The following is a 15,531-nucleotide window of genomic DNA, read 5'->3' on the forward strand; positions in this document are numbered from 1 at the left end:
ATTTTTGGGTGCGGGATGACAGGTGTTGTAAACCTTTTTCGGTCAGGGTCACGGTCACGGCTAGGATTAAACGTCGCCATTTTCACATAATTTTAATATAAACTTAAATAATACTACATATACAAAGAGTATAGTAAAAGTACAAACATTTTAATGCAAAGCAAACTTTAATAAAATACTCAGGAGAAGTTTAATGAAAACTCTTCTTTTCAATGTCAACAAAGTAGATAGAATTGTAATTAGTGAAGTGTATACTTGGCGTGGAAAAGACTTTTTTGATTCGTTTTTTTGCAATATCAGCAAAAGTGGTGATGGACCATTATATCTATTTATAGGTTTATTACTGTGGATACTTGATCCACAAGTAGGGAGAGAAATTGTTATGGCGGGTTTGATTGCTTTTTCTCTAGAACTACCCACATACAAAATAGCAAAACTTCTGATAAAACGTAAACGTCCATTTGAGAAGATGCAGGGAATTCAATTTTTACTTCCGCCTCCAGATCGTTTTAGTTTTCCATCTGGACACACAGCATCGGCTTTTTTGATGTGGGTAATACTTTCTCATTTTTATCCGTTTTGGCTCATCCCAGGACTCATATGGGCGAGCCTTATTGGTTTTTCTCGTGTCTATCTGTGCGTCCATTATCCCAGCGACATTTTTGCGGGTATAACGCTTGGTATATTATGTGCACGATTTGCGTTGTTTATTATTTAGGTAGTATGATCGAAAATATACTTCCTTTGTCTATTTCACTTTGTACCTTTATTTCACCTTTATGAGCAATGATAATGTGCTTTACGATTGCTAGTCCCAAACCCGTTCCCCCCAGCTCACGACTACGGGCTTTGTCTACGCGGTAAAAACGCTCGAAGAGTCTGGGGATGTGTTCAGGAGGTATCCCGCGCCCTTCGTCTTTCACATCAATTTTTAAACTACTCTCCCTCTTGCTAACCTCGACATCAATCTTCCGATCTGCAGGGCTATATTTTACAGCATTGTCAATTAAATTAATGATGGCTTGTTCCAAAAGTTCAGGATTGATATTCCCTTCCATTTTTTCTTGCGGACATTTTAGAAAAATATCTATGTGTTTTTCTTTGGCACGTACTTCACACATTTGAATTGCATTTTCCAGTACCTCGCGAATAGATGATGGAAATAACGAAATTTCTTCGATCTCCACCCCTTGTTCAATACGTGAAAGAGTGAGGATGTCTTCGATGATAAAATGCAAACGATCTGCTTGACGCGCAATAATTTTCAGAAAACGTTGGACTTGAGGCTTATCGTCTAAATCACTATCCATTAACGTCTCGACAAAACCCTTGATAGATGTAATAGGTGTGCGTAGTTCGTGGGAAACATTGGCGACAAATTCACGACGCATTTTTTCTAATTTTCGCAAACGCGTAACATCATTCATCACCACTAAAGTTCCAATCACGTTGTTTCCCTGGTCATGTAAAATAATACCGCGTGTTTGCACAATTTTTTCTTTATCCCCCAGCAAAATATCTTCTTCTATGGTGTCACTACTGAGAATCGCTTTTTTTACAAGTTGCTTCAATTCTTCGTTGCGAATCACTTCTTCGACACTTTTTCCTTTTATATCTGTCGACTCCACTTGTAAAAACGTTTGAGCTGTTTGGTTCATATTCAGAATTCGTGCGTGTTGATCAACAGCAAAAACCCCCTCAACCATACTGGCAAGAACAGCTTCGTGTTCATTGCGTTGTTGCACCACTTGCTGAATTTTGTGTTCTAGTTGTGCCGCCATTTTATTCATTGTTTCGGCAAGAGAACTTATTTCTTTAAATTTAGAAACGGATAATCGCGTTGACAAATCGCCTTGAGCTAATTTTTCGGCACCTTGCTCTAACTCCTCTATCGGTCCGCTGATCTTATTTGCAACAATCAAACTAATGATGATGGCACAAATTGCGCATAAGATGAGAACTATAATGATTTTGGCAATTAGAGTACTAATCACATTATCAATATCCGTTGTGGGAATAGCTACGCGAATAAAAGCGATAATTTGCGTATTTCTCATAATGGGGACAACAACATACATCATGTTTTGTTGGAGGGTTGTGCTATAGCGTATGGCAGATCCATAACGTTTATTTTTTTTTGCTGTGGTGATTTCAGTGCGACTTTCATGATTCTCCATAAAGGAAACGTCATGATCTGTATCAACGATGACATTACCATCGTGGGAAATTACGGTAATACGAAGAGGGACATCTTCTCGCCACCTACGACAAATTTTTGCCATAGCTTCGCGATTGTCAAAATTTGCAGTGATCAGAGGCTTTACCAGCAAAGCTTTGATTTTAAGCTCTTCTTCATATTTATTGAGGTAAAAACTTTTAAATGAGAATGAGATATATAGCATCACCGCTACAATTGACAAGCAAATAATAAGTAGATATGAGGGGTATAGTTGCCAAATTAACTTTCTCACTACAACTCCGTTGAATAAAACTATAAAAATCTATAAAGAGACAACATTGCACCCATCGAAGGGATGCTTTATCAAAATTGGTATTGTTTTGTTAACCGTTAACATTCCTTTAAACGATACCCTATACCACGCACAGTTTCAATATATTTGCTTGCTGATCCTAGCTTCTTACGTAAACTGGCAATTTGTACATCAACGGAACGATCTGTTACAATATAATCTTCTCCTTTTGCCGCATCAAGTATTTGATTTCGCGTATATACCCAACCAGGATGACACGCAAGAAAATGCAAAATTCGAAACTCTGTCAAGGTCAGCTCTACAGGGGAATTGTTCACCAACACTTCGTATCGACCAGGATGAATCGTAATACCATGCACGGCAATGGCCTTGTCACCTGACTCTTCGTCTTGTGCTTCGTTGCGGCGTAAAACGGCCTTGACTCTTGCCACTAAAACCCGTGGGCTAAAGGGTTTCGTTATATAATCATCTGCCCCCAGCTCCAGCCCCGTTACGATATCGGCCTCTTCTGCTTTAGCGGTTACAATCACAATAGGAATGTTTTTCGTTTTTGCATCCCCCTTCATCAGGCGACAAACATCTAAACCTTCCACCCCAGGTAGCATTAAATCGAGAACTACCAAGTCAGGCCAATTGCTTCGGGCTATTTTAAGAGCCTGTTCCCCCGAAGTCACACCATTTACTTCAAATCCGTTTTTTGTCAAGTTATAGGTAATCAATTCCAGAATGTCTTTCTCATCCTCAACTACGAGAATTTTACCTGTCAGCATGATTTTCCTTTCGTGACTCTTTAAAACCAGATAGAACACAAAGTTGTGAAGAAATAACAGCGGTAAAGAAATAGTAGTGCCTATTGTCAGGTAATTTACATTAGATTACAAGTTCAAAAACAAAAAACCATATTATTATTTCTAAGGGCTTTTTACAAAGGCATTCCGCAAAAGATACAACATACTTTTTTTATTATCTCCACAAATAAAACCCCTTTTGCTTTCTTCCACAAACAAGTGTTTTTCGGGCATCCAATCTTGGATATACAAACAAAAATGCGCTGAACTTTTTCCATAACCTTTTGCTGCGGCTCTCCACGATTCCATGGCACAAGTTTTCCAAAGTTCAATCCACGCACGGCTGTAAACTTTTTCCTGACAATCTAACATGACTTTGTACAAAAAAAGACGTCCTTGCAGATTAAGAACGTCAGGGGATACATTTGCAGAAGAGGTATATATTTGCTTTAGTAATTTATTAAACAGTTGTTGACTAGGCTGTGCAGTAAATAATTCTTTACAAATGTTTTCAACAATGGCATTACGTACCTCCCGGTCTTCGTAACGAAATGTATATACAACGGCTTTCTCGTCTACATCGCGTAAAAATATACTATTTCTACGCGAATTTTTTAAGGCAATACCACTACTACACCATATGAAAATCATGACACTCACTGCTGCAAAACATGCATTATACTTCATCTCTACTTTCTTTTTAACTCGAACCCGGCAGGCCACCAGTCCCATGTTCTTACTTTTTTTCCCTTCACATAACAATGCGAAACAAAGTTTTTATGGGTCACTTTAATTTTTTCTAGTCCATACTCCAACACATCCAAAATCTCACTTGGTTGTGCACAAGCATCTCCGTTGCGATCTTGCCACAAGCACAAGCCTTGTAGCTCTTTTTTATCTAACCAGCCATTCTTGTCTTCATCCAAAAGTATCGACATTTTTGCATACCCGTCTTTAAAACCTCCTGCTGTTCCAAACAAGTTATGCCCATTTACAACCTGGCCGTCAATTTCTGGCCAAACTAACAAAGCATCTTTTTCTCCCAACCACTCCATAAGTTCTAAATTTCCGTCACCAGAAATATCAAATAACACCGTACGTTGCGCAAAAAATTTCGGAGCATGTGGGCGCCATTCACCATGTGCCACATCTGGTTTATTATTCCCATCCATATCAATGATGATAGGAGAAAAATTCTTTGCTTTTACCACCGTAAAGTTTTCATTGCCCACCGCCACAGTTTTCCCCAATAAATCAGATCTTTGAAAACTTTTCCCTGCACGTCCAGCAAAATCGTCCGCACGAACAAAAGCTTTTAATTCTCCGCTTTTGACATCAATAAAAAAGGCACTGTTATCAAAACTACGCGTCGTTGTTTTTACTGCACGAGAAATTTTCTGTTGCAATTGATTTATCTGACGACCTGAAAATGCATCGCCTAAACTCTTGTGCAAAGATTTCGTGATTTCTTTTCCTAAGTGAGTACCAATAACAAATACCTCGCTGGCAGATGAACGATTCTCTACATTGCGATTCGCTATTGACTTACGAACCAAGCGTTGTGATCGAAAACGTCTTTGAGGGCGTACGTTTGTATTACGGCGTACATTTGTGTTACGACGTAACTCCGCAAAAGTTTTTTGACTTTCCGCACGCTCTTTCTCTAAAAAGTGTGGTAGTTTAACTACGGTATCCAAAAATTCACTGGGGTTTAGCTTTATTTGTTCGTCGCTAAAAATCCATGTAAGTACACAAAAAAATAGAGTCATAACTCGCAACATAAGCCTCTCCTTAAAATATACATAAAATTTGTTTTACATGCATTATAAGAGGCACTTCGACAAAATAGGCGCATACTGCACAAAAATTTATGCAACTTTTTTGTTTTTACATACTTCTAAGATAATATATTATAAGATATATTAGGGCGTCTACCCTAGATCGATTACAAAATAGCACATAAAACACGACGAACGGAGGGCACTTTGAAAACTTACAAGGCCAACTGCTGTGATAATGAAGTGGAAGTGAACGTAACAGAGAATTCGGTGGTAAAGTTATGCTGTACACAGTGTGGTAAAGTTATGTTCAGTTTCCCTGGTGCGGAAGAAAAAGCACATACGCGCAAAGTAAATAACTCTCCGTTGCTTCTCAAACAGGGAACTTCTGCAATGCTCCTTGGGAAGTACCAAATCATCAAAAAAATATCAGAGGGAACTTTTGCCAAGGTTTATCTAGCATACGATCCAGACCGCAATGAAAGAGTGGCTTTAAAACTTCTCAAATTTAAGAAATACACACAAAAGAAAAGAAAATCAGAAATGTCGCGTAGTTTTGTCAACTACTTTATACGCGAAGCACAAATTTTACTGGAGTTAAATCATCACAACATTGTCAAGGTCAAAGACACCGGAAACATTAATGGCAACCCTTACCTATCTATGGATTATATACCAGGTAAAACGCTTGATGAGGCCGTAGACGAGCTTTATAGCGACTATTCGATGCAACTACTTATTATCCATCGCTTAGCCTCTGCTTTAGAATATGGATACGAAAATTTTAAAATCATACACCGTGACATTAAACCACAAAATGTCATCATGCATCGCGATCAGGGAAATATGCCCATGCTCGTCGATTTTGGTTTGGCAAAAAGTTTGGGAAATCATTACCATGCACTCACTCTAGACGGAGTCATTGCTGGCACACCACATTTTATGCCTGTGGAGCATTTTATACAGAGAGACATGGACCACCGAGTAGATATCTACGCACTAGGTGCTACCTTATACTTTATGGCGACCAAACACAAACCGTATTATAAAATCACCGATGTCGTAGATATAATGCATGCGATCAAGAGTGGAAAATTGCAACCCATACGCGAACTAAACCCCGACATTCCTGATCCGATCGTTGAGATAGCGGGAAAGGCCATGGCGGTTGAAAAAGAAGATCGCTATGCGGATTATGCAGAGCTAAAGACAAAGATAGAGGAAGCGTTGACCGCTTTATAGGTGTGGTTTAGATGGGATTATTTGAGCGACGGGCGGACACTAGGTCCGCCCCTACATTTCCATTTTGATTCCCATAGTCTATGAGAAAAACGGGTGACTTTAAAAATCAGAGTCGTCAGCTTCTTCTTGTAAACTGACCTGTATCAATTTAGTATTTGCACGCTCGGTTGCGCGTACTTTGATAAACAGTCCTTCGGACTCTGCGGAATCTGTTAGTAGTTCAGCTACTCCGCTTACACTACGTGAAGGATTTGAAATCTCGTATTCAAAGTGCGCCGATTCATTGATGACTCTTTTGATTCGAAAATAATTTTCGTGTTCTAGGTCTTTAAGTACTGTTTTGAAGGTCTGCAATTTTTCAGGTATTTCAATCACACCGCGTATACGGAAACTATTTTTGATGATATCTTGTAAACGACCGTCCAGAGTTGCTTGCAGCTCCGAAGACAACTCTGGCAAAACTGTCTCCACTGCTCGTCTTTGTTTGTCGTCAACACTACCACTTGGGTAATATTTTCTTCCAGAACTTTTCACAATATTTGCCAAGCTTTGTTTTGTAAACATGTCCACAACACGACACCCTAAACGCGCTTCGTAAAATCTTTTGGGTACTCCTTGAACGTTACCATCATATGGGTTGACTTCACACCACAGGTAAACACATATATCCGCAGCGCTAAATTTGCGGAAAAGAATGTCTTGATAAGTCAGCATACCACTGCCGGTGGTTGACATCACTTCATTTTTGATATCCTGATCGAGTTGATGCGCATCTTTAATCGTAAAAGTACCACTCAGCGATTGTGTAATTTCTGCAAAAATCATTTCTGGTTGTACAAGAACTTCTTTTACAGGGTCTACAGCAAGGATAACAGGGTACTCTCTTACCTTTCTTCTCAGCTCTTCCTCTTGCCAAGAATTCGAATCATCCTGCACAGGATCATCAGCAGGTGGGTTGTTGTCTCCCATGTATACAGGAGTTCGATTTCCCGAATCATTGATCGGACGCGTCACGGTGTTTTCAACGCATGATAGTAGAAAAAAAATCATGATAGTAACAACAAATGCAATATTTTTCATTTTTCGTTTCCTAAAAAAAATAGCTTTTGCAATATGGGCGAATAGGGATGTATAGAGAATAGGTGGTGTTGTTAAAATTGAGTGGAATAGAAGATTTGAAAGATGGAGAATAGGGGATTTGAACCCCTGACCTCAACAATGCCATTGTCGCGCTCTCCCAACTGAGCTAATTCCCCTGTATTTTGAGCTAGAATAATACCGTAAATCTCTATTTTTTGTCAAGCAAAATTTTAAAAAACTTATTGGCAAAAAAACATGTCTTGTTTCCATGTGTTTTTCGCCAAGCTTTTATTGGTAAATTGTATAAGGACTACCTATGCGTTTGGGCTATTTACGATATAGTGAACTGCCCTTTCTAAGTAACTGATTACCGGATATACGAAAAGTTGCCTTTTCAGATAAGCTTTTCTCACGCACAATGTTCACTCCATCGCGAATAGTCGTTTCCGAGGTATATTTCAACAAAATCTTCGAACTTTTTTGCTTCCACGAGAAATCGCGATAGTACGTGTAAAGATGACCGTTGTATCTTCGATCGCGTGTGGCGACGCCCTTTCCACCACTGCTAAATTGAATGTGAAAATTTCCGTCCCTAGTCTCCCAACTACCGACAACACTTTTCGCTTTTTTCTTGGGCTTTCGGGATTTTTTACTCTTCGAACGCGAAGATTTTCGTGTTTTTTTCTTTACCGAGCTTTGATTCAGCGAGCTTTGGTAACTCAAATCAACAACATTATTGGTCCCAGTAGTACTAACACTCTCCCCACCGCCACATCCACACAGTACAAAAATTAACATAACAAAAAGGATATATTTCATCGTATGTAAAAACAAGGCGCGCAAGACGCCAATATTCTTCCTTTCTCAAAACGACAGTTAGGGCGCGACACGCCCTAGGGTAATTTTTTCATTCGAATATTTTTGACATATGCCAAAGCATTTTTATTGGCTCTTTCGATAGCCAAGCCAAAACCAACCACTCCAGGATTTGCCGATGGTATACTAAAACGAGTAAGACGTCGATCCGTATTATCCACTTGGATCAATAACTGATTTCCTCGCACAGTGGCCGTTACACTAAACCAACGGTTTTTATGGGGAAATATCCCCATTTGCCCTAAAAAATTGGGAAATTGCGCTGTTTGTGTAAAATTTCGCACAAAAATACCTAACCGCCCCTCTTTAATCAAAACATCTGCTTTAAATTCGTAGTTTTTCCAGTTGGGGAAATCGGAAATGGTCATCAACCCAAAAGATTTTTGCGCGGTACCAACCCATATACCATTTTGCAAGCGCCACCGTGCATTATACAAAGAAGAAACCTTACTTAGTTTTTGGTATTCACTCTTTTGTGTCGGCGCGGATATTTGTGGTGTTTTATCTTTTTGAGGCTTTTCTTTCTCCTCTATTGCCACTGTTTTTTCTATTCCCGGTTTTTTGATATCATTGTTTGTTTGCGATGTTGTACGTTTTCCCAAAAAGGGATACACAAACACCAATGAAATGGCAATACCGATAGAAAATGACAACAACAAAGGCATATGACTTTTAGATGGAGCACTGTTTTTACGATGACGTGGTTTTTCTGCTGGCATTTTACTGTAACGCCTCGTTTTCGTTCGCGGTCTTTTAGGCGCTTCTTTTGCAACGGATTTTTCGACAAACTTGTTTTCTGTTACTGGTAGAAGTGCTTTATTTTCGTCAGCAACATCTATTGTTGGTGAAAAATTAGGTAGTGATTCGCTCACTACTGGTAAAGGATCTCGTTCTACAAATTGATCCACCAATGGTAAGTCATTCGCTATGGGAGGTAAATCATTCATCGCAAAGCGATCCACCAACGATAAATCGTCAGGCAAAGGAGGTAAATCGTTTATGGCAAAAGGTTTTGTTGCTTGGGAAGAAGAATTTTGCGGTTCTTCTCTAAAAATAGCAGACGGATCGATATTCTGTTGCACAATCGTCGCATTGGAAGAGCCTTGTATATCCATACAGCACATTACATCAATCAACAACTCGTTCATACTTTGATAACGATCAGAAATATCTTGTGATAGTGCTCTTTCTACAATTGATTGACACTTTTGCGAGATTTGTATGCCATAATCTTTTACAGAACGTAAGTTACATGTGGCGAGATTGTGAATTACTTCCACTTCTGAAGGAGCATCAAATGGGGCATTGGCCGTTAACAGAAAATACAGTATAGCCCCCAGAGAGTACGTATCACTCCATGGACCAAGTTTTTCAATATTGCCATTTACTTGTTCAGGAGAAAGATAGTGCAAGCGACCAACAATATCGGTACTTTGTGTTAACTCAACGCAACGTACACAAGATCCGAAGCCAATGACAAAAACCTGATTTTGAGAAAGTAGAATGTTCGCAGGAGAAAGGTTGCAATGCAAAACTTGTTTTTCGTGTATTTGTTTTACAACAACACATAGATTTTTTATAATCTGCAAAGCTTCGCGCTCTGCCAAACATTTTTTTGCACAAGCAGTTAATGATGATCCCTCAACATACTCCATTACATAATACGGATTGTTATGGATGTTGCCATACTTGTATACACACGGTACACCGGATACACTAGCAAATAATTGAAGAAACTGAAGCTCTCTTTTGAAGCGTTGTATTCGTTGAGGTTTAGAACTCTGGTCGACTATTTTTAGCGCAAAGTACTCGCTATTCGCCCGTACTTTGTAGATTCTGGTTGTCGACTTTGCATGAATTTCTTCGACGACTGTGTACCCAGAAATTTTTTGTACGTCTTGATAAAATAGAGTTAAAGTGGACATTATGCCCCCGTTACATCAAAGAATATGCAGGAATATACTATGGAAAATATTTATCAAACATGTCAGCGTTGCCAACAAGGAAAAATAGCGCGCTATCCACTCAAAAACAGGTGGATTAACGTTTCGCTTATGATTTTCTTTGTAATTGCAGGCTATTTTTTTTTTACAACTGCGGCTTCTGTAGTCGCTGATAAACTAGTAGACAAAGAAATCCCTTTAACAGACCCGAGATGGAAACAATTGTTGTTAACAGCTATTTTGAGCGCTATTGTTGCAATTCCGGCACACTATTTTTATAATATCTTAGCGCATCTACGCTCTTGGATTACAAAAGATTGCCCTTACTGCGAACAAGGATATATTATTGCACAACGTGCGTCGAATATTCAAGCAATTATTTACTTCTTCGACTTATTTCTCTTCCAGCAAATTTTGCTACCCATGTTCAAAACACTGACATTCCAATTTTTGTACAAAAAACGTTCGCAAACTCATCCGATCATGTTATTCGCTAAATTTATTTTGTATTTATCACTGTTTTTTGGCGCCATCCCCTTCATGGTATTTCTACTAGGGCGTGACCACTTGCTGGGCCTCATCATTGCCGTATTTATCATGGTGTATATCCTGGCACTCATTTTTCTTGGCAACGAAGAAAATCGCACATACCAAAAAGGAACCATTTTTCTCGTCATACCGCTTTACTATGTCAGTATGGTGGAAATTTTTCGTTGGTCGTGGTTTTTGTCTGCCAAAGATATGTCATTGATACCAGACCAATCGAGCTTTTTGTGGATGGGAATTGAAAATTTAATTCGCACACAACTCTTCATGGATCTCTTTGAAGTTTATGACCTAGGTATTACCACCATGAGCGCCACCACCTTCTTGACACACAGTGCTATTTTTGCGACACGACTGGTCATTGATGTCGCATTAATCGCCATGTTAATTCAAATGGCCGTAGATAGTTTTCAGCGTGCGCGTCATTATAAATTTACCGGAGAAAAAGTAGAAAACATCACCGAAGGTGAAACCCTAACCGACTTAGAAAACCTAGTACGTACGGGGAGTCCTAAGAATATTCACGACGTCAAGGAGAACCTCGAAAAAGTACTTGATATTGTACACCAAGTAAAGCCTTATGCCACAAGTGTTCAGCAGGTAGCGCACGACGAGATCGATCGCAAAGCTGCGGAAGAATGTACTGTGCAAATTGAAAAACTACCGACCCCACAAAAAGAAGAGAAACAACCATACTCTATACACTTTTTACAAAGAATACTCGCCATTGCATTTGTTTGTGCTTGGGCATCTTCTTTTTCGCTGGGTATTAACTCTTTTATTCGCAATGTTATTTCACACGAAATATCTCTACTCATGGCCGCCGCAGAGCGCGAACAGTTTAAACATGACCCCATCGCACGACAAAATTTTTACTTAAAAGCTCTCTCTAAAGATGAGACCTATCACCCGGCGCGGTGGAAATCTGTGCAGACTTATTTGCAAATGACCGATGCCAATCTAAATTTGTTAGATACAGATGAAGCACTCAATAATATCGAAAAATACTTTGAGCAAATTGAACACTTACGGCGCTCTCCACAATACGAAGAACTATATCAACAGCAAGTAACAGAGTTACAACCTAAAGCATACAGGCTAAGAGGCCTAGCGTTTTTATTGCAAAATCGCATTGACTTAGCCATTGCCGAACTTAGACGCCGGCAAACATTGGAAAACCGTCGTTTAATTTTCAATGTTATGCTTGTACAAACCTCCCACAACTTATTTGAACAAAATTCGCGTGAGCTTTTGGAAAATGCTTATGTCGCGCTCGGGTTTGACCAAGAGAATCCTTCGGCTTTGTATGCAGAACTGTTACAATCGATTATTGATGGCAATGGCAATAAATGGTATGAAGTGCTTTACCAACTAAAGTACATTTTCAAAAATAGAAAAATAGATAATCCGCAGCTACGACAAAAGTTTTCACTTTATCTCGCCCAAGCGGCAATGAGACAAGGAAGTGACCACTATGCCACTTCAGAGAAATACTTTGGTGAAGTCTTAAGTGCCCAACCACAAAATTTGGAAGCCGTACTGGGTCTCGCCAATTTGTATCGTTTGCAAAAAAAATATAAACAAATGGATGACTTGCTACTTTCGCTACCACAAAGCGCACGCAACAGTTCCTACGAAGGATATTTACTCGCCACCTACATTCTATTGGGCAAAAAACAGTCCGCCCTTGAACTTCTTGACCACATCGACCGCTATCCCGTACGCAAGCATTTAAAAGGATATGTAACAAAATATCTGGCGCAAAACTTACCATCGCAATCTTTGGAAGATGCTACTTTTTCATGGGATATTTCTTTGAGTAAACAGCAACAAACCATCGCCTACTTTTACTTAGCTCTACAAAATATTCGCCAAAAATCTTTTGGCAAAGCAGTAAACTACTTACGTCGCGTAATATCACTCGGGCAGACACAACTTCTAGAGTATCACCAGAGTAAAATAGAGTTTGAAAATCTGCAAATACTTCTAGAAGGAAAGAGCTACCAAGCAGATCTATTCTTTGACAGACAATATTTCTCGCAACTAAATACTTTGATATATCGCGAACTGCAAAATATTATCTCACCTGAGAAAAAAGCAATTGAAGGCCTCAAGCTTATTATGCAAAGTCCTTACCAAGCAAATAAAAAGCGCGCCATACGCGCACTAACTGTACAGCAAATTGTATCCCCGAAAAATTTTATTCCCTTTTTGACACAAGCCATCCAAGAAAGCGACAATGAGCTAAAAAAGATCGCACTAGAAGGCATGGTCGCGATACAAAAAGTGAGTGTGGTCGCGAAAGAACATGTCGAAAAGGAGTTGCAAAATCCACGAGAAGACATACGTCTTCTGTGTATTAAAGTTTTCGCGCAGTGGGGTAAAGAAGGAATTGAGCCCTTAGCAAAATCTCTACAAAACGATAACACATATGTACGTCGTGATGCCGCATACGCGCTCGCGCAATTGGGTACTGCTGCGAAAAATGTCACTCAGGAGTTGCAAAATCTACTAAAGGATAACGAAAGTATGGTACGCTTTGCGGCCTTTATGGCCTTACGGCAAATAGGTGCTCCACATAACGAACAAGCGCTTACCACAACTGCACTTGAACATCAAGATGGTGACTTGCGTCTTGCAGCGTTAAGTGAAATTGAAAAGTATTACAATTCTCTTTTTGTCAAACACAAACAAGATTTAGTTCCTTTTTTAAGCAAAACTTTATTGCACGACAAGGACGGGCAAAATCGCAAATGGGCAGCGTTACGCCTCATTATTTATAAAGATTCACAAATTCTCAACGATGCAAAATTATCTTCATCACTTGAGGAAAAAACCAAACTTGCTCTTAGTTCCAACAACCTCGACGAAAAATTACAGATGGCCATTTGGCTTGTCAACACTTATGAATTGTGGCAGCAAGACAAAACCCCTGCGATCAACACCGTCTTACAACGTTGGAAAATAGGTAGTTCCAAAGATCAACGCCGTGTCATTGGCAGCATTTTATCGCAAATTGTAAGTATCGACAAAAACTTACTACTGTTGCGTGCCGCTTTTCAACAGCAAAACTCTCATGTTCTCGATGCCGCACAACTCATGATAGAGGAAATGGTTCGCGAGCAAAACTTTTCACAAATCGCTTTACCACTCATCACTTTTTGCAGTAAAGTAATTCAGCAAAAGAATCAAAGTAAACGCCAAAGGGCTATTAGTTGCATACAGTTCGCTCTGCGCAAAAAACCGAAAATTGCCATGCCCGTATGTTTGCAGTTTTTACAAAACTCCCGTGAAATCGTACGCAACTCGTTCGCCAAAGCCATTACATCTATACAAAAACCATATTTGTGGAAGACAGCGGATATAAAAAGCATATTTCGCGGCCTGAATAAGAATATTTCGCAAAAGGCAACATGCAAAGTCGCTCACCATTTTCGTTTACAACACCCACGCTTATTCACGACATATGCAAAGCTTCTACAACATCGCGATGCAGAAATTGTTCGTTCATGCATCGACTTGATTATTTTGTACAAAAATAAACCACAAATCGACAAAATATTTTCTCAACTAGCAACAGCGGTAGAAAATAAACCACAAATATCAGAACATCTATTTCCGCAATGGGCTAGTATATCTACAGTAGAAGACTGCTACCAGATAGCACAAAGTTATTCCTACGCCACACACAAATTTCCACAAATTGTGTTAGAACTACAACAAAAAAGAAACCTTCCACAAAACCAGATAACAAAATTTTTGTTTATGTGGATGAAGGGCAAAAATAAACAAGCGGCAATTAATGCGACAGCTATGCTACCTAAATTAAAGGTTTGGCCAGTAGAAGCCATGTCCAACTTGTTAGACCTAGCACAGGCCAACGACGAAGAAATTAGTAGTGAGGCGCAACGCGTTTTATTGGAAATGACGTCGATGTACAATGTCGAAGATATTCGTATCTCGTTGCAAGACCCTAGCCCCAAGATAAGATCTGCGGCAGTAAAAGCCGTAGGAAAAATGGGACTACGTGCGAAAACATTATTTCCCGTCGTTCGCAAATTAATCAATGATGACAGTAAGCAAGTACAAGAAGCGGTGATCATCGTCTTTGCACAACTGGGAAAAATGGTACTTCCACTTATTGAAGATGCGCTCCAAAGTGATGTCGCTCGCGAGAAAAGAAATGCCATCGCGTCTCTGCACAATATGGCTCCCAAAAAAGCAGAGATTGCCATAAAAACAATCGCGAAGCATATTGGTAGCAAAGAAGATAATTTTACATTACTTTTCCTACAGGCTTTGGAAAAGCACACAACTATTCGTTTTCAACCTCTTGTGTTGCCTACTTTGCAAAAAATGACCCTGCGCTCCGAAGAAACACGCATTATCTACTGGAATTTAATGCATGTTATCGGAGAAAAACAAATTGCTCTTATTAACCTCACCGAGCTTTTGGAAGTATCGCAAGACAATAGCTTGAAAATTTTACAGCGTCTTATTAACATTTCTCCGCAGTACGTGACCACTTATTTAAAAAGAGCGATGCGCGAGCGTTACCATCGCATTGGTGCAAAGCAAGCAATGCACACACTTACACAAATGAAAAGTGTCACTGGTGTCAAAATTATCCTCGAAGAGATGGCAAAAGACTCCAATCCACTGGTACGACGTAAGGCAGAAGAAGTCATCGACATACTACTCAACAAGTCGCCGCAAGATAATTGATGACACAATCAAAAATCCCTGATATAATGATTTCATAATAAAATTTAAAGCGCGGACTTAC

The 15,531-nt window shown here is 39.5% G+C and carries 10 protein-coding genes and 1 tRNA gene; 3 read left to right on the top strand and 8 right to left on the bottom strand.

What is annotated here, in order from left to right:
• Nucleotides 1-193 precede the first annotated feature (193 nt).
• Nucleotides 194-718 carry a phosphatase PAP2 family protein gene (locus UABAM_RS10410; protein ID WP_151967939.1) on the top strand — a complete coding sequence of 175 codons (525 nt, stop codon included), beginning with the start codon at nt 194-196 and terminating at the stop codon, nt 716-718.
• Here UABAM_RS10410 and pnpS read toward each other — a convergent pair.
• The 4 genes from pnpS to UABAM_RS10430 form a co-directional block, all read right to left on the bottom strand.
• Nucleotides 711-2,471: a two-component system histidine kinase PnpS gene (gene pnpS, locus UABAM_RS10415; protein WP_151967940.1), complete on the bottom strand. Its 1,761-nt coding sequence runs from the start codon at nt 2,469-2,471 to the stop codon at nt 711-713. The two genes, UABAM_RS10410 and pnpS, sit on opposite strands and share 8 nt — an antisense overlap.
• A gap of 98 nt (nt 2,472-2,569) precedes the next feature.
• Entirely contained in the window at nt 2,570-3,262 is a 693-nt protein-coding gene (locus UABAM_RS10420; RefSeq protein WP_151967941.1) for a response regulator, read from the bottom strand.
• A 141-nt stretch (nt 3,263-3,403) separates the two neighbouring features.
• A complete protein-coding gene (locus tag UABAM_RS10425) occupies nt 3,404-3,967 on the bottom strand; it encodes a hypothetical protein (RefSeq protein WP_151967942.1) in 564 nt (187 codons plus the stop codon).
• Nucleotides 3,968-3,969: 2 nt separating this feature from the next.
• A complete protein-coding gene (locus UABAM_RS10430) occupies nt 3,970-5,061 on the bottom strand; it encodes a hypothetical protein (protein ID WP_151967943.1) in 1,092 nt (363 codons plus the stop codon).
• A gap of 204 nt (nt 5,062-5,265) precedes the next feature.
• Here UABAM_RS10430 and UABAM_RS10435 point away from each other — a divergent pair, with 204 nt between their 5' ends.
• The gene (locus UABAM_RS10435) at nt 5,266-6,300 is read left to right on the top strand and encodes a serine/threonine protein kinase (RefSeq protein WP_151967944.1); all 1,035 of its coding nucleotides are present in this window, start codon (nt 5,266-5,268) and stop codon (nt 6,298-6,300) included.
• A gap of 99 nt (nt 6,301-6,399) precedes the next feature.
• Here the strand turns inward: UABAM_RS10435 and UABAM_RS10440 are convergent, their stop codons facing one another.
• From UABAM_RS10440 to UABAM_RS10455, 4 genes are all read right to left on the bottom strand, one after another.
• Nucleotides 6,400-7,380: a hypothetical protein gene (locus UABAM_RS10440; RefSeq protein ID WP_151967945.1), complete on the bottom strand. Its 981-nt coding sequence runs from the start codon at nt 7,378-7,380 to the stop codon at nt 6,400-6,402.
• Nucleotides 7,381-7,483: 103 nt separating this feature from the next.
• Nucleotides 7,484-7,556: transfer RNA gene (locus UABAM_RS10445), tRNA-Ala, on the bottom strand.
• Nucleotides 7,557-7,707: 151 nt separating this feature from the next.
• A complete protein-coding gene (locus UABAM_RS10450) occupies nt 7,708-8,178 on the bottom strand; it encodes a hypothetical protein (protein ID WP_151967946.1) in 471 nt (156 codons plus the stop codon).
• A 95-nt stretch (nt 8,179-8,273) separates the two neighbouring features.
• Nucleotides 8,274-10,181, bottom strand: coding sequence for a serine/threonine protein kinase (locus UABAM_RS10455; RefSeq protein WP_151967947.1), 1,908 nt, complete (start codon nt 10,179-10,181; stop codon nt 8,274-8,276).
• A gap of 39 nt (nt 10,182-10,220) precedes the next feature.
• Here UABAM_RS10455 and UABAM_RS10460 point away from each other — a divergent pair, with 39 nt between their 5' ends.
• Nucleotides 10,221-15,470 carry a HEAT repeat domain-containing protein gene (locus UABAM_RS10460; protein WP_173013239.1) on the top strand — a complete coding sequence of 1,750 codons (5,250 nt, stop codon included), beginning with the start codon at nt 10,221-10,223 and terminating at the stop codon, nt 15,468-15,470.
• Nucleotides 15,471-15,531 lie beyond the last annotated feature (61 nt).

The organism is Candidatus Uabimicrobium amorphum, from assembly GCF_009002475.1.
In the GTDB taxonomy this organism is placed as follows: domain Bacteria; phylum Planctomycetota; class Uabimicrobiia; order Uabimicrobiales; family Uabimicrobiaceae; genus Uabimicrobium; species Uabimicrobium amorphum.

What these genes read in the sequence shown, in the direction of transcription:
- UABAM_RS10440 (WP_151967945.1), bottom strand. Translation starts at nt 7,380, where the DNA reads ATGAAAAATATTGCATTTGTTGTTACTATCATGATTTTTTTTCTACTA.
- UABAM_RS10410 (WP_151967939.1), top strand. Translation starts at nt 194, where the DNA reads ATGAAAACTCTTCTTTTCAATGTCAACAAAGTAGATAGAATTGTAATT.
- UABAM_RS10425 (WP_151967942.1), bottom strand. Translation starts at nt 3,967, where the DNA reads ATGAAGTATAATGCATGTTTTGCAGCAGTGAGTGTCATGATTTTCATA.
- UABAM_RS10420 (WP_151967941.1), bottom strand. Translation starts at nt 3,262, where the DNA reads ATGCTGACAGGTAAAATTCTCGTAGTTGAGGATGAGAAAGACATTCTG.
- UABAM_RS10430 (WP_151967943.1), bottom strand. Translation starts at nt 5,061, where the DNA reads ATGTTGCGAGTTATGACTCTATTTTTTTGTGTACTTACATGGATTTTT.
- UABAM_RS10460 (WP_173013239.1), top strand. Translation starts at nt 10,221, where the DNA reads ATGGAAAATATTTATCAAACATGTCAGCGTTGCCAACAAGGAAAAATA.
- UABAM_RS10450 (WP_151967946.1), bottom strand. Translation starts at nt 8,178, where the DNA reads ATGTTAATTTTTGTACTGTGTGGATGTGGCGGTGGGGAGAGTGTTAGT.
- UABAM_RS10455 (WP_151967947.1), bottom strand. Translation starts at nt 10,181, where the DNA reads ATGTCCACTTTAACTCTATTTTATCAAGACGTACAAAAAATTTCTGGG.